The following is a 16,248-nucleotide window of genomic DNA, read 5'->3' on the forward strand; positions in this document are numbered from 1 at the left end:
CATGACAAGCCTCATCGATCCCATTGACCTGACCCTGCTCGACAACTGGCAACGGGACTTCCCGTTGGTGCCGAGACCTTTCGAGATCATTGCAGCGGGAACGAACTGCTCCGAAGGTGACGTTATCGGGCGGCTGCAGGATATGGCTGCGACCGGCCGGATCACGCGTGTTGGTGCCACCTGTGCACCCAACACGGTTTCGGCAAGCACATTGGCGGCAATGTCGGTGCCACACGATCGCATCGAGGCCGTTGCCGGGATCGTCGGTGCTCAGCCGGGTATCAATCATTCCTACCTACGGGAGAATTACCGGAACCTCTGGTTCGTTGCCACCGGCCCGCACCGGGCGCATGTCAACGGGGTTCTGGACACCATTCGGGACCAGACGCAGCTTGCCGTACTGGATCTCCCGATCATCCGTCCGTTCAATATAGACCTAGGCTTCAGCTTGAACGGCGGCCTGGGCCGGCCACCAGTGCCCCGGCCGGTCCGGTTGGAGCGACTGCAGGAGGGAGACGATGACCTCCTGCAGGCTCTGACCACAGGACTACCGATCATACAGCGTCCCTACCTGCGTATCGCAGAACACCTCGGCCGAACGGAAGAGGACGTTCTGGAACGGATTGGAAGGCTGCTTGACGCCGGTATCATTTCCCGCTTCGGCGTGATTGTACGTCATCGCGCCCTTGGTTGGCGCGCGAACGCCATGGTTGTCTGGGATATCGAACCGGAAAGGATCGCCTCGGCGGGGCCGGCGCTTGCTGCGCATCCGGGGGTGACCCTGTGTTACGAACGCAGGCCCGTGGCAGGCGTGTGGCCCTATCGGCTTTACTGCATGATTCACGGCCGGAGCCGGTCGCAGGCACTGGATGTTCTCATTCAGGCATCGCGCCTGCCGGAAGTGGCGGGCGTCAGACACGACGTTCTCTTTTCCACCCGTTGCTTCAAGCAGACCGGGGCGCTGATCTCTCGTCATGGAGTTGCGGCATGACCCGGAAACTGTCTCCTCTTGAGCGGACCTTGATCAATCGTCTGCAGGACGATCTGCCGCTGGTTCCGCATCCCTTTCAGGAATTGGCGCAGGAACTGGGCTTGAGTGAAGAAGAGGTTGCCGGGCACATCCGGACCTTGCGCGACGACGGCCTGCTGACACGGTTCGGACCCTTCTTCGATGCGGAAGCCCTTGGCGGTGCCTTTTGCCTTTGTGCCATCGCGGTACCGCCAGCGCGTTTCGAAGACGTCTTAACCAAAGTCAATGCCTACCCTGAAGTCGCCCATAACTATGAACGGGACCACAAGCTCAACATGTGGTTCGTCCTGGCAACGGAAAGTCAGGCCGCAATTTCGGCAACTGCCGAAGCAATCGAACGCGACACAGGCTTGCCGGTGCTGCTGTTTCCGAAGGAACGCGAGTTTTTCATAGGCTTTCGGGTGAACGCATGACCTTGACCCCACAGGACCGAACGATCGTCGAAGCCACACAGGCCGGATTGCCTCTGGTCACCAGACCCTTTGCCGTCGTTGCGGAAAGCCTGGGACTGAGCGAAGCGGAGCTGATCGACCACCTGAAGCAGCTGAAGGCGCAAGGTGTCATCCGGCGTATCGGGGCCGCGCCAAATCATTACCGGCTCGGCATGACAGCCAACGGAATGACCGTCTGGGATGTCGATGACGCAGTGGTCGACAGTCTCGGCGAAAAGGTCGGCGCCCTGCCGTTCGTCACGCATTGTTACCGCCGTCCGCGGGCACTGCCCGACTGGCCTTACAACCTCTTTGCCATGGTTCATGGAGAAACCCGCGAGGAAGTTATTGCAAAGCGGGCGGAGATTTCCAGTCTGCTGGGCAAGGCCTGCCGTGCCGGCGACATCCTGTTTTCAACGCGCATCCTGAAAAAGACCGGCATGCGCCTTCGCGGCAAGGAGGGCTGAACGATGTTCCGCCTCTCGGAATACATGCACCAGATCGTGGAGCCGACAGCTGTCAGGACACGCCGCGGCACCGGTGCGGTCAAACCGGTGGTGATCTGGAACCTGACCCGGCGCTGTAACCTGAAATGCCGGCATTGCTACACAGTGTCGGCAGACGTCGATTTTCCGGGCGAGTTGACCCACGACCAGGCCATGGCGACCCTGGAGGATCTTGGACACTTCGGCATTCCCGCCCTGATCCTGTCCGGGGGCGAACCGCTGGACCGGAAAGACCTCTTTGAGATTGCCGGGCGCGCCAGAAGCCTTGTGCGCATGCTGGCCCTGTCGACCAACGGCACCAGGCTGCATGGCGAGACTGCAGACAAGGTCGCCGAGATCGGTTTCGATTACGTGGGCATTTCCATTGACGGGATCGGGGCTACGAACGACTGGTTTCGTGGCGTCGAGGGCGCTTTCCAATCTGCCCTGCGGGGCGTTCGCGAATGCAAGTCACGCGGCATCAAGGTCGGGCTGCGCTTCACCCTGACCGAGGGCAACCACGAAAGCCTGCCGGATCTTCTGCGTCTGTGCGACGATGAAGGTGTCGACAAGTTCTACCTGTCCCATCTCGTCTATGCCGGCAGGGGCGACAAGCACCGCGGTGAAGATGCCGAGCACAAGCGCTCCAGATGGGCAATGGACATTCTGATGGACCGCGCATGGCAAGGTGTCAGCGGTGGCCGGCCACTCGATATCGTAACCGGCAACAATGATGCCGACGCGGTTTACTTTCTGGAATGGGTACAGCGGATCTTTGGTCCGGAAACGGCAGCCCAAGTGCGCGGTCATCTTGCGGCCTGGGGAGGCAATTCCTCCGGTCTCGGTGTCGCCAACATCGACACCCTCGGCAACGTGCATCCGGATACCTACTGGTCCGACTACACCATCGGCAGCGTGAAATCCGTTCCGTTCTCCGAACTCTGGACCGGTGAAGACCCCATGCTGGCCCGGCTCAGAACAAGGCCAAGACCGCTCAAGGGGCGCTGCGGTGCCTGTGCCTTCAAGGACGTGTGCGGCGGCAATACCCGTATCCGTGCACTGCAACTGACTGGCGATCCCTGGGCCGAAGACCCTGCCTGTTATCTCAATGACGACGAAATCGGGCTTGCCGGCCCTGGCGGCGAGCGCCTGGCCGTGACCCCGTTCCGAGGAAAACGCCATGATCCGGCTCACCGCTTCGCTTAGCGCACTCCTTCTGATGACCTCGCTTTCGGTTGCAGGCCCCGCGCAGGACTATGCAGACAACTGCCAGGACTGCCATGGAGCTGGCCGTCTTGGTGGTGTCGGACCGGCACTGATCCCGGAGACCCTCGGCCGCATGCGCGGACCGGATCTGGATGCTGTCATTCGAGACGGCCGCAAGGCGACGCAGATGCCGGCATTCGCCGATATTCTAGGTGCCGATCAGATCGAGGCCCTGGCCGCTTTCCTGAAGGAACCACTGAGTGACGTTCCGGACTGGACCGAAAAGGACATCGCTGCCAGCCAGGTGATCAACGAGGACTATCAGCTGGTCGAAAAACCGCTCTGGCAGGCCGATCCGATGAACATCACCCTTGTCGTCGAAACAGGTGATCATCACGTGAGTGTTCTTGACGGCGATACCTTCGAGACACTCGACAGGTTCGCAACGCCGTTTGCGGTCCATGGCGGGCCGAAATTCTCGCCGGACGGGCGCTATGTCTTCATCATGTCGCGCGACGGCTGGGTCCAGAAATACGATCTCTACGCGCTTCAGGAAGTCGGCCGGGTGCGGGCAGGGCTCAACAGCCGCAACATTGCCATGAGCCATGACGGCAAGTGGCTGGCGGTTGCCAACTATCTGCCGATGACGCTGACGATCCTGTCGACCGAGGACCTTTCGGTCGCAACCGTGATGGATGTGACGGCCAAGGACGGTACGGCCAGTCGCGTTTCGGCGGTCTATCAGGCTCCCAACCGCAAGAGCTTCATCCTTGCCTTGAAGGATGCTCCGGAAATCTGGGAAGTTGCAACCGATCCGGAGGCGGACCCGGTCTACGAAGGCTTCGTGCACAGCCGGGAAAAAGGCATGGTCGAAGCGTTGCCTTCGTCCGTCGGTCTCTTCGCCCGCCGCCGGATCCTGACGGCAGAACCGCTTGACGATTTCTTTTTCGATGATGACTACCGGCATCTCGTCGGAGCGTCGCGCGACGGCGCGCGCGGTGTCGTGGTCAACCTGAATGTCGGACGTGAAATCGCTGAACTGCCGCTGGAAGGCATGCCGCATCTCGGGTCCGGTATCAGCTGGGAGCGGGATGGCCGCAGGGTCATGGCGACCCCGCATCTGAAAGAAGGCAAGCTGTCGGTCATCGACACCGAAACCTGGAAGCAGATCGCGACAATCAAGACCGACGGTCCCGGCTTCTTCCTGCGCAGTCACGAGAACACGCCCTATTTCTGGGCCGATGTCTTCTTCGGTCCGAACAAGGACGAAATTCATGTGATCGACAAGGAAAGCCTGGAAATCGTCAAGACCTTGAAGCCCGTCGAAGGCGCGACGGTTGCCCATGTCGAATTCACGAAAGATGGCCGCTATGCCCTTGTCTCCGTCTGGGAGGACGACGGTGCGGTGATTGTCTACGACGCCAGCACGCTGGAAGAGATCCGGCGCCTGCCCATGCGAAAACCTTCGGGGAAGTACAATGTCTGGAACAAGATCACCTTTTCGGAAGGAACGAGCCATTGAGGCGATCCTCGTCTCGCACGGCCAGCCGTCGCACCCGCAGGCAGGTGAAGCGTATTTGCGCGCACTTGCGCAGCAGGTCCGCGAATTCCTGCCCGGCTGGTCCATCCGCTCGGCGACGCTGGCCGCGCCTGGCGCTCTTGAACGGGCCCTGGGCCTTGCCGGGCCTGAACCGCTTGTTTTTCCGGTTTTCATGGCCGAAGGCTGGTTCACGCAGACAGCTCTGACAGGCAGGCTGAAAGGGACGGGCGCCCGGCAGCTGCCTGCCCTCGGTATTCATCCCGAGTTGCCACGGTTGACGGCGCATTTTCTGGAAATGACAGCTGAAAGAACTCACTGGAATGCGTCCGGCTACGAACTGCTACTGGCAGCCCATGGGTCGGCAACCTGCCGGTCGACCGCGCAAAGCACCGTCCGCTTTGCCGCTGGTCTTGCCGAATGGTTGCCGGAAAGACCGATCCGGCTGGGCTTCCTGGAAGAAGCACCCTTCCTGGAACAAACGGCTACAAGTTGCGGCATGAGAACGGTCTTGTTTCCCCTGTTTGCCGGAAACGGGCACCATGTGACCCAGGACATTCCGGAAGCTCTCGACAAGGCCGGGTTCGAGGGACTGCGCCTTGCTCCGCTGATCGAGGCGCCTTTCGTACCCAAACTCATTGCCTGCGCGCTGGAGAGCGCCAATCGGAAGGAACTGGCGGCGTGACCCGGATCGAAACCGGCTGGCCGGTGCGCAAACTTGCGATCGTGCTTTACCCGTTCACGGCCGCTGCCGTTGCCATCAATCTCTTCATGCTCAGCCTGATGGGGCAGGCCATCGGCTTGCCGGCCCTGTCGCCGATCGTGTCGATCTGGATCAGCTTGCCACTCGGCATCCCGGCGACATGGCTTGCAGCAAAGTGGGTGCGGCGACTGATGGACGAAGCAGATGGAAAACTGCCACCGGCAGATTGACACCCTCGTAAACGGGAAACGGACCATGTTGATACAAAGGGACCTGCGTCGAGGAACTGGCCTGCGCATGGCTGGTGCCGCCGCCGCTGTTTTCGGTGTCATGACAGTCGTGAGCGGTGGAACGGTTCTCTTTGGTGGCGATCAGCTATCCAGACTGGCTGGCAACGTCGTCTCGTTTGTCCTGTGGTTCAATTTCCTGGCGGGTTTTGCATATGTAATGACCGGCATCGGCCTCTGGTTCGCCAGAGGGTGGGCTCGCTGGATGGCCATCGCGATTCTGATCGGGACCGCGGTCGTTTTATGTGCATTCCTTGTGTATGTGTCCCAGGGCGGGCCTCATGAAACGCGCACTCTCGTGGCATTGATCTTCAGAACGGGCTTCTGGGCGATCGTTACCTCGACCGCCCTGCGCGCCGTAATCCTCTGACAGACGCTCTCCTCAAGCCCTCAGCCACCCTGTCGAACCATCGCGGCGCACCACGAAGGCGCTTGTTGCCGGAAAGTCGGTAAGGGCTCTGCAAAGGTGGTTCTCTTCAAGCACCAATGCGGCCGTGGACAGGCCATCGGCGAGGGCTGCGGCCGGAGCTATGACGCTGGCGCCATCTACTGCACCCGCAACCGGCAGGCCGGTTCGCGGATCGATGATGTGGGAGCGCCGGCCGGCCTGATCGAAGGTCGTTCCGAGCCGCGCGGAACTGGCGACTGCGGCGTTCGTCAATCTGATCCTGGTCTTCGCCTCTGCGCTTTCGGCCACTGGCTGCAAGGTCACTGGCCAGCCACGGTGAGCGCCTGCGTCAAGAGCAGGTTCTTCATCCGGCCCGCCTCTGGTGACGATCTCACCGAGGTCGACCACCATGTTCGTGCATCCCTTCGCGGCTAGCAGGGCCGTCACCCTGTCCGTGATGTAGCCTTGGGCAATGCCGTTGAAGGACATGGACATGCCTTTTTGCGCAAAGCGGATCTCGCCCGGGCCATAAACGACGTGTCTGAAGCCTGTGCGGCTTCGGGCAGTTGCAAGATCTTCTCCGGTGTCGCCGGACGCCTGCCTGGCGTAATAGGCCCACAATGGTTGAATGGTCGTGTCGAAGGCTCCTTCAGTCGCGGCGTGTATCCTGTCGCACAGGCCGAGCAGATCGACCATTTCCAGAGAAGGCGCCGAAAGCCGTCCGTTGGCATTCAGCCGGACCAGCTCGCTGTCCGGTTGGTAGAGACTGAAGATCGCTTCCAGCCTGCGGATTTCCGCTTCCACCTTGGTGAACAGGCGTTTCGCTTCGCTTGCGCTTTCATGCAGGATATCGATCTCGGCCCCAGCGCCGAGCGCAATGCCGCGCCAGCGGTACAATTGGGCCTCTGCACCTGCCATTGCTCCGCTTGCGGGCAATGCAAGGCCAGCAACACCGGCGGCGCAGATCCGCAGGAAACGCCTGCGGTTCATGGGTGGTTGATTGATGGTTGCATGTGTCATTGCGCAGCCCCGTGTTTTACAGACATGGGGACCGAGGTGGCGGCGGACACATCGACGGCCCCCAGAACGTAGTCGGTCGGGATGTCTTCGGCGCGGACGACGCGGCCCTTGTTGTCCCGTGCGAACGCATCCGCTCCGGCCTGCGTGCCAAAGGGAATTGCTTCCGGGGCGCCCATGCCGCCTGCCACGTTGCTGCCGATGACAAACCAGGCCCCATCCAGATCGATCCAGTTGTCGGTACCGGGCTGGGTCCAGCTTTCTGCGCGCTCCATGTCATTGACATAAACGGCAGCTATATCCTTCGGCTCTTCGGGAGAACGCAGGAAGGCAACCGCATCGCGGACCTGTGTGAACCAGAGCGGATTGGGATTTCCTGCCAGATGGATCTGCGCCTTGGGGCCGTCATGTTCCAGAACGGTCATCTGGCAGTAGTGACCAGCCGCTTCCGGTGTCAGATGCACGGCATCGGGTTTGGCAATCTGAACCTCTTCCTGGCAGGCAGCCAGGAACCCGAGCATGAATATCGAAATGAGCGCGCGTTTCATGGCGCAATCCTTTTTATCAGAAGTGCGGAGCCAGCCATGGCCAGGCCGGCAAATGCGGCCAGGGAGCCAAGGGCGAGCAAGGGGTCGAAAGGCAGCGTGTCTGCCACCCCGGCCATGCCGCCCACCAGATCGCTTGCGCCGAGGGCGGCCAGGTTGAACAGACGGAAGGCGTCGGCAGGGTTGAGCAGGATGGCGTACGGGAAGACGTCGGACGCGAAGACACCGCTTGGGTTTGCGACCAGCGCGCCAAGCAGCGCAAGGTCATACAGGACGACCAGCATAAGCCACACGGCAACCGAAGCCGCCGCCGCAGTGCGCGACTGGCGTGTCAGTGAACTCAGAACGTAGCCCGTGGCGAGAAAGCAGACGCCGAGCAGGATCGAGGTTGCGATCAGACGCGCAAAATCCGCAAGGCCCGAGAGGGAGCCGAAACCCGCTGCCACAAGCAACCCGGCGGTCAGGCCGTAGCCGACAACCAGTGCGAACGACAGAACCAGTGTGTGGCCGACGGCCTTGCCGATCAGAAATTCGACACGGGAGATCGGGCAGGACAGCGTCATCAGCAAAGTACCGCGTTCGATCTCGCCGCAGATGGCGTCGAATGCGAGCAGCAGGGCGATCAATGGCACGAGATAGACCGACAGACTGGCCAAAGAGGCAACGGTAATGGTCAGGCGGTCGACGCCGAGCGTTCCGGCTGGTGCCGAGCCGAGCAGGGCGAGCGCCAGCGAGAACACGGCGAGGATCATCGCTGCAAGCAGGATCCACCTGTTGCGGATACCAATTCGGATTTCTTGTCCTGCTACGGTGAGGATTCTGGAGAACATGGTTCAGGCCTCCTTGCCAGCGGAGCTGGAAAAATACCGGTAAACGTCGTCGAGGCTTGGCGCGTGCACATCGATATCCTCAACCAGGTTGCCGAGTGCGCTGATTGCCGAAAGAGCTTTGACCTTGTCGTCCGCGTTGCAGTTGAACTCGACCGAACGTCCGTTCATCTGCCCGCCGCCGAGGCTTTCGGAGACATGGGCAAGATCTTCGGGCCTGGTCCAGACCTTCAGCCTGATCGGCAGCCCTGCCTGGGCGCGCAGGCGGCTCAGCACATCGTCCGCGACGAGCCGGCCTTTCGACAGGATCAGGATCCGGTCTGTCCGTGCCTCCAGCTCGGTGAGGGCGTGAGACGACAGCAGCACCGTCGTTCCCTGACCAGCGATTTCACCGATCAGTTCATAGACCGTCTGCCGGGAGATCGGATCAAGGCCTGTCGTCGGTTCGTCGAGCAGGATCAACCGAGGTCTCCCGACAAGAGCCTGGGCAAGACCAAGGCGTTGACGCATGCCCTTGGAATAGGTGCCGACCCGCCGTTTTGCAGCCTCCGCCAGGCCAACCCTTTCGAGCAGCGGCAAGGCCCTGGCCGGGCTTTCGCCTTTCAGTCTCGCGTAGAAGGTCAGCACTTCCTTGCCGGTGAGCGAGGCGGGAAAGGCGACTGATTCCGGCAGATAGGCCGTGCCGACACGGGCATCGTGACTGCCGGGGGCAGCTCCCATGACGGCGACGTCTCCATGGTCGCGCTTCAGAAACCCGAGCACGATCTTGAACAGTGTGGTCTTGCCGGCGCCGTTGTGCCCGAGCATGGCAACACGTTCACCTGCGTTCAGGGAAAAAGACACGTCATCGACGGCCTTGTGCCCGGAAAAGGTCTTGCAGACGCCGTCCACGCGGAGGGTCGGTGCAGAAAGGGACGTTTCGGTCATCCTTGAACTCCCGAATTCGGTGTCGCCCGCACCGGCGGATGCATCAGTGGGGCGTTATCGACGATGCCGCCTGGCAGCAGCGCCGGAAATTGAGATTGGGTCCACCGCAGCAGCTGAACAGCCGGACTGCCGACCAGAAGCTTGGCGGAAGGTTGGGTCCAGAGGACCTGGTCGACCATGTCGTTGGGCCGGTAGGCGGTGTCGGCAATGCCGTCGCCGTTCATGTCGAAGGCTGGGTGGTCGCTCCAGTAGTTGCCGCGCCCGTCCGTGCTCCAGTCTAGCTGGCGGCTGCCGACGTATTTCACCTGGGTCTTGTTGGCGATGAAGGCATTGCCCTTGAAGGCGTTATTTGCAGAACCCGCGGTGAAGTGAACACCGATGGGGCAGCCTTCGAAGCTGTTGTCTGTCACCGTGTTCTTGTTGGCGTTGTACATGAACAGGCACTTCTCGCCGCCGCCTTCAACCTGGTTGCCGGAAATCTCGGCGTGATTGGCGTAGTTGAGCATGAGGCCGTGATTGCGGTCGCCGATCGAGACGTTGTTGCGTACCTTCAGCCGGTCGGAAAACATCAGCGCGTAGCCGATGTCGTTGCCTTCAGAAACGTTGTTCTCGATGACACCGTTGTTGCCGTGCATGTAATGAACGGCAAAACGCAGGTCTTCGAACCGGTTGTTGCGGAAGGTGTCCTTGGGACTGGTGTTGACGAAGATGCCGTCGCGGCCGTAGCGGATCGTGTTGTATTCAGCCAGAAGATCAGGCGCGTTCCAGACGTAGATGCCGTTGCCGCGCTCGTTCATGCGCAGGTCCTGACGGCCTTCGATGAGATTGTTCGAAACTGTTGCGTTGCGCGCACCATGAACATCGACACCTGTCAGATTGTCGAGGATCCGGTTGTCACGCACGATGGCGCGATGCGCGGTCTTGGACAGCTTGACGCCCGCATCCAGCGTGTCCTGAGACAGGCCGGACCCGGTCAGTTCCAACCCTTCCACGACACTGTCCGGTGCGTTGATGGTGACAACGCTACCTGTGCCGTTGCCGGCAATGCCGGCCTTGCCCGCTCCACTCAGCGTCAAGGGTTTGTCGAGAACCACGGGGCCCTCATGCTTGCCGGGTGCAAGCCGGAGAATGTCCCCGGCCTGCGCTTGTTGAAGAACCTGCTGCAAGGCGCCCTTTTCGGCTGGTACCTGCCATTCTTCCGCCTGTAGCGGACCGCAGACGGTCAGGCTCGCCACAGCAGCGGTGGAAAGGGCCAGTGATCTGAAAAAGGCGCGGTGCATGGCTCAGGCGTTCCTCGGTTCCACGAACATCCGGCCGCGCATTTCCATGTGCAGCGCATGGCAGAACCACTGGCAATAGTACCAATGGACGCCCGGGCGTTCGGCAACAAAGGTGACCGACGCGGTCGCCTGCGGACCAACTTCCATGGCGATGCCATAGTTGGACAGGCAGAAGCCATGGGTCAGGTCATCGATATCATCGATGTTGGTGACGTAGATGGTGACTTCGTCGCCCTGCTTTACCGTGAACTTCTCGAGGCTGAATGTCGGCGCGACCGAGTGCATGTAGACACGCACCTTGTTGCCGTCGCGGATGACATCCGCGGCATATTCCAGCTCGACGCCGTCGGCGGCAGCCTGTTTCTTGGCATCGTCAAACCAGTGATGGTTGCGATCCCAGACAGTTGCCGGATTCAGCTTCGACGCATGCACGATGATGCTGTCATGCGGCTCGGCGAACGTCGGCCCGTCGTGAACCACCTTCATGTCGTCGGTGGAAATGTCGATGAGCTGTTCGTTCTCCGGTTTCAGCGGACCGACGTTCAGGAACCGGTCCTTGGAGAACTTGTTCATCGAGATCAGCCATTTGCCGTCCGCTTCCGCGGTTTCACCCATGGACGTGGAGTTGTGGCCCGGCTGATAATGCACATCGACCTTCGAGATGATCGGATCGACTTCTTCGCCCGCATAGGCGCGGATGGCCTTGTCGACGTTCCATTTCACGATCTGGCTGTCGAGGAACAGGGTCGTGAATGCGTTGCCCTTGCCGTCGAAAGCCGTGTGGAGCGGGCCAAGGCCGAGCTGAGGTTCGGCGACAACAGCCGAGCGTGGATCGGCATTGTCAGAGAAGAGCGCGTCGACCTTGGTCACGTCGATCACCGTGCAGGTGGGCGACAGCTTGCCATTGATGACGATGTGCTTCTTGTCCGGTGCCGCGTTGCAGCCGTGCGGGCTGTTCGGAACCGGGATATAGCGGGTGAACTGGGAATTGGCTTCTTTCCGGCCGTCGACGATCGGCACACCGTTGAGTTCCCGGTAGTTGCCCGCAGCGACGGCTTCCTCGATCGCCTTGATGTTGAAGACGACGCAATGGTCCAGTTCGCTCTCGGTCATTTCGGCAAGGTTCATGCCCATTTCCGAGTTGTAGCTGGTCGAAAAGGCGTATTTGCCCTGGTAGTCTGCGTCGCAGTTGTCGAGGTTGCCCGATACGATCACCTGCCAGGCGACCTTCATCTCGTCACCGTCGATGGCGGTGAACAGGCAGGAATACTGGGACGGATCGTCAAGAATCTTGCCGTCGTTGACCAGCGGAGCTTCATGCTCGCCATTGGCAAAGACATAGCCCGTGCGCGGATATTTCTGCGGCCGCATGCCGTGGATGTCGTGTGCGTTCGGGATCTCGATGATCTTGTCGCACTTCATCGTGGTGCAATCGATGCGGGCCACGCGCGTGTTCGCCTTGTCGTTGGCGAAGATGTAACGACCGTCATAGGTGCCGTCGGTGAAGGACATATGCGGATGGTGCAGGTCGCCGTTGTCATAGGTGACCTTGCCCTGTGCCGCGAGATACGCCTTGGTTTCCGGCAGCAGACCTTCCGTCAGGATCTTGAGGGACTCGTTGGTCTGACCCCAACCGGTTGCCGAGCAACGGTTGAACACCGGAACACGCATCAGTTCGCGCATGGACGGGAAACCGAGAATGCGCAACTCGCCGCTTTGGCCGGACGACCAGAAGCCGTAATATTCGTCGAGTTCACCCGGTGCGAGTTCGAACTTCTGTCCGTCTCCCTGCGCATATGCAAGGTCTGCACTGCTGAGGGCGACTGCGCCCATTCCGGCGACGATGGCGGTCTTGGCTGATCCGCCCAACAGATCCCGGCGGGATACGCCGCGCTGTTCTTGAGTGTCCTTCATGGCTGATCTCCTTAGGTTGCCTTTTGAAGGTTATTTGGCCGGCACCGGCGTTTCCGCCTTGGCTTTTGTGTCCGGCTTGACGAGACCGGTCTGCACCTCGAACCGCCGTCTTTTCGCGAGCTTCTTGATGCAAACGGGACATTTCTGGTCGTGCTGATACAGAACCTGGCAGTGCAGGCAGTTCAGGCACTCGTTGGGATTGATGTGGCCTTCGGGATGGATGGCCTGGACCATGCATTCCTTGGCGCAGCGATTGCAGGGGTTGCCGCACTCGCGGTACCGCTTCAGCCAGTCGAACATCCGCAGCCGTGCCGGGATCGCGAGGGCCGCGCCGAGCGGGCACAGATACCGGCAGTAGAACCGCTCGATGAACAGGCCGGCTGCCAGCAGGGCCACTGCGAACAGGACGAAGGGCCAGGCGCGCTGGAACTTCAGGATGATGGCCGTCTTGAAGGGTTCGACCTCGGCATAGTGTTCGGCCACATCGAGTGAATAGAGCGACAGTCCGAACAGACCCAGGAAGATGATGTATTTCACCGGCCACAGGCGCTCATGCAGACCCCACGGCACTTCGATCTGCGGGATACGGCACAGCTTGGCGATACGGTTGGTCAGCTCCTGCAGGGCGCCGAAGGGGCACAGCCAGCCGCAATAGGCGCCGCGTCCCCAGAACAGAAGGGCAGCAGCCACGGAGAACCACAGCAGGAACACCAGCGGATCCATGAGGAAGGCGTCCCAGCTGAAGTCGCTCGTGAGGGCGGAGAAGAAGGCCAGCACGTTGACCACTGACAGCTGGGCGTTTTCCATCCAGCCGAGCCAGACCAGCGTGAAGGTGAGGAAGCCGATGCGGAACCAGAAGGTGAAACGCTCGTTACGGGTCACCTGCATCTGGAAGAAGAACACCAGCGTGAGCACGGCGATGGCAGCGCCAAGGATCAGAACGTCCGTCTTGCGGTCATTCCAGATCCGTTTCCAGAGGGCCTGGACACCTGTGTCCTTTTCCGCTGCGGCTCCACTGGATTGACCCGAAGCTGCGGCAGGCGCTGCGGCTGGTGCAACGGCCTTCAGATAGCTGTCAGGCAGCCGGTATCCGAGGTCGAACGTCAGGAACACCTTTTCGATCGGCCCGACCGGGCGCTGCACGAGCAGCTGCAGCCGGAATTCCTTGGCAGGATCGAAACCTGAGTCTGCCGGAATGATGAAGAGGTCCATTTCGGAAAAGGCCGGGGCACCTTCCGCGGCGATGGTTCCGACGCGGTTGTGCTGGCGGTCATGGAAACGAACCGAGATATCGTCCTGGATGAGCTGGATCCGGTCGAAGATCCCGCCCCGCACATAACCGGACCCCTTGAAGGAATAGCGTCCCCGGCCGGCCACAAGAATGGCATGGTCGCCGTCGTTCAGCCGTGCCATCAGGTTGGCATATTCTGCTTCGCCCAACAGCGACAGGCCGATTGAAGGTACATCTGCAAGAGCGAGATAGAGGTCGATGAAAGTGTCGGTTTCCGGGCCTTTTTCAGGCCTGTCGACCGCACGTTTGTCGCCCTGGCTCACAAAGGATTCGTTGATCTGCGCAACATCCAGGGAGAGGCGCCGTACCGAGCCATCACCGGTCAACGTCATCCAGTCACTGATGTCTTTCTTGCCGGTATCGACTTCCCTTTGCGGGCCACTCTCCGCAACTTCGGAAGCAAGACCACCCAGACCTAGGGTCCGTGCAACCTTCAGGCCCGAACGGATGATGGAATCGTCGATGACCATGATGGTCACGGTCGCGCCGGAAATGATATCGAGATCGTGTGCCGAGCCACCACTTGCGGCTTCCGCCTTCAGGTCGAGACCTGCATAGCCTTCCGTGACCGCACGGATTTTCTTGTCCGGAATTCCGATCAGGACAATCGGTTCGGAGTGTTTGACCAGTCGGACACCCGCGATGACGGCGTCCTTGTCGACCCCGACAAGAGTGTGGATCGGTTTGCCGGAATAGCCCGTTGTGGAGACGAAATCCGAAGTCAGGTAAACCCAGCCGAGCGTGTCTTTGCCTTTCAGGGCAGGCACGACCGGAACATCGTTCTTCAGCGGGCCGAAAGTTTCGGCCCCCGGCACGAGTTCGCCCGGCGCTACCTTGTCGAGGTAATGCTGGACCAGCGCTTCATCTGCCTTGACGGGTGCGATTCCCACCAGACCCAGGGCGACAGCGATGCTCAGGAAGGCGAACAGAAAAATGTGACGGGGATGACCCACGAGACGCGCTCCAAGAAGTCGTGTGTTTTCTCTTGGGGCTAGTTGTCGGCCTTCATGGCCTGGAACTTCTTGACGATAGTCAAGCGTGTCGAAATTGATTTTTCAGGAAATGAAAAAAAGGCGCTCACCTGTGGCGAGCGCCTTGAAAAATATTGTTATTTTCGTATTCGAGGCGTCGTCAGGATCGGGAAATAGACCCCGACATACAAAGCGAAGGCCACGATCCACAAACTGCCCGACAGCAGCATGGTTTCGAAATAGCCGAGGGCGCTGAGCCCGAAACTTCGCACCAACGCGGCGGCGATCAGAAGCACATAGGCGAGCACGATCGGCCTCGACACCTTCAACGGCAAACCCGCGTGACCGAGCGAGGCGCGCGTCATCATTGCAAGTGTCATGCTGCCGATTGCTCCGGCAGCAAGCAGATGCAGGGCAGCCGTTTCGGAGTATTCGCCGGTCAGTAAAGTCACACCGTAAACCAGATACCCGGACCCAAGCAGTAGATACGCGGCATGCAGGATCCAGAGGATCGGTTCCCTTCGCGCCGCCCAGCCTTGCCAGCCGGCAAGACGTAATAGCGTGACCAGCCCGGCCGCCAGGCAAAGCCCACCACGCAACACCTCAGGCACAAACGGCAGGAATGCGAGAGCTGTCAGCAGCACAAGCAGGATACCTGCCCGGTCCAGCCAGACACGCGACACGGGCAGGGACCCTTGATAGCCCGACCGAAGCAGGGCGTTGCGCGTGAACGCCGGCACGACCCGGCCACCGATAATCGCGATCATGGCCGTACTGGTGAATATTCCCATCCGAACACCGGCCTGGGCGGTGTCGTCCGTCCAGCCGATCCACTCCAGATGCATCATCAGATTGCCGCTAAGGAGAGCCGTCAGCAGGGCCAGAAACACCATGTTGCGGGCCTGGGATTTGCGAGCAAGGCGCCCGAGTACGGCAGTGGAGAGAACCGGGACAAAGGCAAGGTCCACCGCGGCAACGATCACCGGGTCGATGCTGTTGGAAAACCAGATCGCAAACCGTCCGGCAAACCAGACCGTGCCACTGGCAATGACAAACAGCGAACCGGCTTCCTTCGTTCCGGTCCAGTTGGGCACCGCTGTCACGAAGAACCCTGCAATAACGGCAGCCGTATAGCCGAAAACCATTTCATGCGCGTGCCAGAGGTGCGGTGCCATGGCCATGGGTGTGGAGATAAAGGTGCCTCCGGCGGCGTGCACACCGAGCCAGACTGTCCAGGCGAGCATGGCAAATACCGAAAAAATGCCTGCGGAGAGGAAAAAGAACCTGAACCCGGCGGTCAACACTGTCGGGATCCGGGTAGGGCTGCCCAATGCCCCAAAACGATGAGTTGCCATCATGAGCTTGCCTTTCAGGGTGTTTCTGCCGGCAGACCGGCAAATGCAGCTGAA

General features: G+C 60.5%; 16 protein-coding genes. 8 read left to right on the plus strand and 8 right to left on the minus strand.

Annotation, left to right across the window (positions count from 1 at the left end; translation table 11 throughout):
- Position 1: 1 nt before the first annotated feature.
- From FIU93_RS28920 to FIU93_RS28955, 8 genes are read left to right on the plus strand one after another with little or no spacing between them, the layout of a single operon-like run.
- Positions 2-991 carry an Lrp/AsnC family transcriptional regulator gene (locus FIU93_RS28920; RefSeq protein ID WP_152507813.1) on the plus strand — a complete coding sequence of 330 codons (990 nt, stop codon included), beginning with the start codon at positions 2-4 and terminating at the stop codon, positions 989-991.
- Complete coding sequence (locus FIU93_RS28925; RefSeq protein WP_152507814.1) at positions 988-1,443, plus strand: Lrp/AsnC family transcriptional regulator; 456 nt, start codon at positions 988-990, stop codon at positions 1,441-1,443. Before FIU93_RS28920 ends, FIU93_RS28925 begins: the two co-directional genes overlap by 4 nt.
- Positions 1,440-1,928 carry an Lrp/AsnC family transcriptional regulator gene (locus FIU93_RS28930; RefSeq protein WP_152507815.1) on the plus strand — a complete coding sequence of 163 codons (489 nt, stop codon included), beginning with the start codon at positions 1,440-1,442 and terminating at the stop codon, positions 1,926-1,928. The genes FIU93_RS28925 and FIU93_RS28930 overlap by 4 nt, the downstream gene beginning before the upstream one ends.
- 3 nt (positions 1,929-1,931) lie before the next feature.
- Positions 1,932-3,152 (plus strand): heme d1 biosynthesis radical SAM protein NirJ, encoded by a 1,221-nt coding sequence (gene nirJ / locus FIU93_RS28935; RefSeq protein ID WP_152507816.1) that lies wholly within the window; start codon positions 1,932-1,934, stop codon positions 3,150-3,152.
- Positions 3,127-4,674, plus strand: a complete 1,548-nt coding sequence (locus tag FIU93_RS28940) for a nitrite reductase (RefSeq protein ID WP_152507817.1) — start codon at positions 3,127-3,129, stop codon at positions 4,672-4,674. The genes nirJ and FIU93_RS28940 overlap by 26 nt, the downstream gene beginning before the upstream one ends.
- Positions 4,631-5,374 carry a CbiX/SirB N-terminal domain-containing protein gene (locus FIU93_RS28945; RefSeq protein ID WP_152507818.1) on the plus strand — a complete coding sequence of 248 codons (744 nt, stop codon included), beginning with the start codon at positions 4,631-4,633 and terminating at the stop codon, positions 5,372-5,374. The genes FIU93_RS28940 and FIU93_RS28945 overlap by 44 nt, the downstream gene beginning before the upstream one ends.
- Positions 5,371-5,622, plus strand: coding sequence for a hypothetical protein (locus tag FIU93_RS28950; RefSeq protein WP_023001466.1), 252 nt, complete (start codon positions 5,371-5,373; stop codon positions 5,620-5,622). Before FIU93_RS28945 ends, FIU93_RS28950 begins: the two co-directional genes overlap by 4 nt.
- A 25-nt stretch (positions 5,623-5,647) precedes the next feature.
- Positions 5,648-6,049: a hypothetical protein gene (locus FIU93_RS28955; protein WP_286202466.1), complete on the plus strand. Its 402-nt coding sequence runs from the start codon at positions 5,648-5,650 to the stop codon at positions 6,047-6,049.
- 12 nt (positions 6,050-6,061) lie between these two features.
- Here FIU93_RS28955 and FIU93_RS28960 read toward each other — a convergent pair whose 3' ends face one another.
- The 8 genes from FIU93_RS28960 to FIU93_RS28995 all read right to left on the minus strand — a co-directional run bounded on the left by FIU93_RS28960 (position 6,062) and on the right by FIU93_RS28995 (position 16,083).
- The gene (locus FIU93_RS28960; RefSeq protein ID WP_152507820.1) at positions 6,062-7,087 is read right to left on the minus strand and encodes an FAD:protein FMN transferase; all 1,026 of its coding nucleotides are present in this window, start codon (positions 7,085-7,087) and stop codon (positions 6,062-6,064) included.
- Positions 7,084-7,632 carry a nitrous oxide reductase accessory protein NosL gene (locus FIU93_RS28965; RefSeq protein ID WP_152507821.1) on the minus strand — a complete coding sequence of 183 codons (549 nt, stop codon included), beginning with the start codon at positions 7,630-7,632 and terminating at the stop codon, positions 7,084-7,086. The genes FIU93_RS28960 and FIU93_RS28965 overlap by 4 nt, the downstream gene beginning before the upstream one ends.
- Positions 7,629-8,459: an ABC transporter permease subunit gene (locus FIU93_RS28970; protein WP_152507822.1), complete on the minus strand. Its 831-nt coding sequence runs from the start codon at positions 8,457-8,459 to the stop codon at positions 7,629-7,631. Before FIU93_RS28970 ends, FIU93_RS28965 begins: the two co-directional genes overlap by 4 nt.
- Positions 8,460-8,462: 3 nt before the next feature.
- Positions 8,463-9,383 (minus strand): ABC transporter ATP-binding protein, encoded by a 921-nt coding sequence (locus tag FIU93_RS28975; RefSeq protein WP_152507823.1) that lies wholly within the window; start codon positions 9,381-9,383, stop codon positions 8,463-8,465.
- Positions 9,380-10,663, minus strand: a complete 1,284-nt coding sequence (locus tag FIU93_RS28980) for a nitrous oxide reductase family maturation protein NosD (RefSeq protein ID WP_173017454.1) — start codon at positions 10,661-10,663, stop codon at positions 9,380-9,382. Before FIU93_RS28980 ends, FIU93_RS28975 begins: the two co-directional genes overlap by 4 nt.
- A 3-nt stretch (positions 10,664-10,666) precedes the next feature.
- Complete coding sequence (gene nosZ / locus FIU93_RS28985; protein WP_152507824.1) at positions 10,667-12,577, minus strand: TAT-dependent nitrous-oxide reductase; 1,911 nt, start codon at positions 12,575-12,577, stop codon at positions 10,667-10,669.
- A gap of 30 nt (positions 12,578-12,607) precedes the next feature.
- Entirely contained in the window at positions 12,608-14,821 is a 2,214-nt protein-coding gene (locus FIU93_RS28990; protein WP_152507825.1) for a NosR/NirI family protein, read from the minus strand.
- A 155-nt stretch (positions 14,822-14,976) separates the two neighbouring features.
- Positions 14,977-16,083, minus strand: a complete 1,107-nt coding sequence (locus tag FIU93_RS28995; RefSeq protein WP_286202467.1) for an NnrS family protein — start codon at positions 16,081-16,083, stop codon at positions 14,977-14,979.
- Positions 16,084-16,248 lie beyond the last annotated feature (165 nt).

It is taken from the genome of Labrenzia sp. THAF35 (genome assembly GCF_009363595.1).
Taxonomy (GTDB): domain Bacteria; phylum Pseudomonadota; class Alphaproteobacteria; order Rhizobiales; family Stappiaceae; genus Roseibium; species Roseibium algicola.

Coding starts and splice junctions, on each gene's coding strand:
- FIU93_RS28955 (WP_286202466.1), top strand. CDS start 5,648: ATGTTGATACAAAGGGACCTGCGTCGAGGAACTGGCCTGCGCATGGCT.
- FIU93_RS28940 (WP_152507817.1), top strand. CDS start 3,127: ATGATCCGGCTCACCGCTTCGCTTAGCGCACTCCTTCTGATGACCTCG.
- FIU93_RS28930 (WP_152507815.1), top strand. CDS start 1,440: ATGACCTTGACCCCACAGGACCGAACGATCGTCGAAGCCACACAGGCC.
- FIU93_RS28965 (WP_152507821.1), bottom strand. CDS start 7,632: ATGAAACGCGCGCTCATTTCGATATTCATGCTCGGGTTCCTGGCTGCC.
- FIU93_RS28980 (WP_173017454.1), bottom strand. CDS start 10,663: ATGCACCGCGCCTTTTTCAGATCACTGGCCCTTTCCACCGCTGCTGTG.
- nosZ (WP_152507824.1), bottom strand. CDS start 12,577: ATGAAGGACACTCAAGAACAGCGCGGCGTATCCCGCCGGGATCTGTTG.
- FIU93_RS28960 (WP_152507820.1), bottom strand. CDS start 7,087: ATGACACATGCAACCATCAATCAACCACCCATGAACCGCAGGCGTTTC.
- FIU93_RS28920 (WP_152507813.1), top strand. CDS start 2: ATGACAAGCCTCATCGATCCCATTGACCTGACCCTGCTCGACAACTGG.
- nirJ (WP_152507816.1), top strand. CDS start 1,932: ATGTTCCGCCTCTCGGAATACATGCACCAGATCGTGGAGCCGACAGCT.
- FIU93_RS28975 (WP_152507823.1), bottom strand. CDS start 9,383: ATGACCGAAACGTCCCTTTCTGCACCGACCCTCCGCGTGGACGGCGTC.
- FIU93_RS28945 (WP_152507818.1), top strand. CDS start 4,631: ATGTCTGGAACAAGATCACCTTTTCGGAAGGAACGAGCCATTGAGGCG.
- FIU93_RS28995 (WP_286202467.1), bottom strand. CDS start 16,083: ATGCTCGCCTGGACAGTCTGGCTCGGTGTGCACGCCGCCGGAGGCACC.
- FIU93_RS28925 (WP_152507814.1), top strand. CDS start 988: ATGACCCGGAAACTGTCTCCTCTTGAGCGGACCTTGATCAATCGTCTG.
- FIU93_RS28970 (WP_152507822.1), bottom strand. CDS start 8,459: ATGTTCTCCAGAATCCTCACCGTAGCAGGACAAGAAATCCGAATTGGT.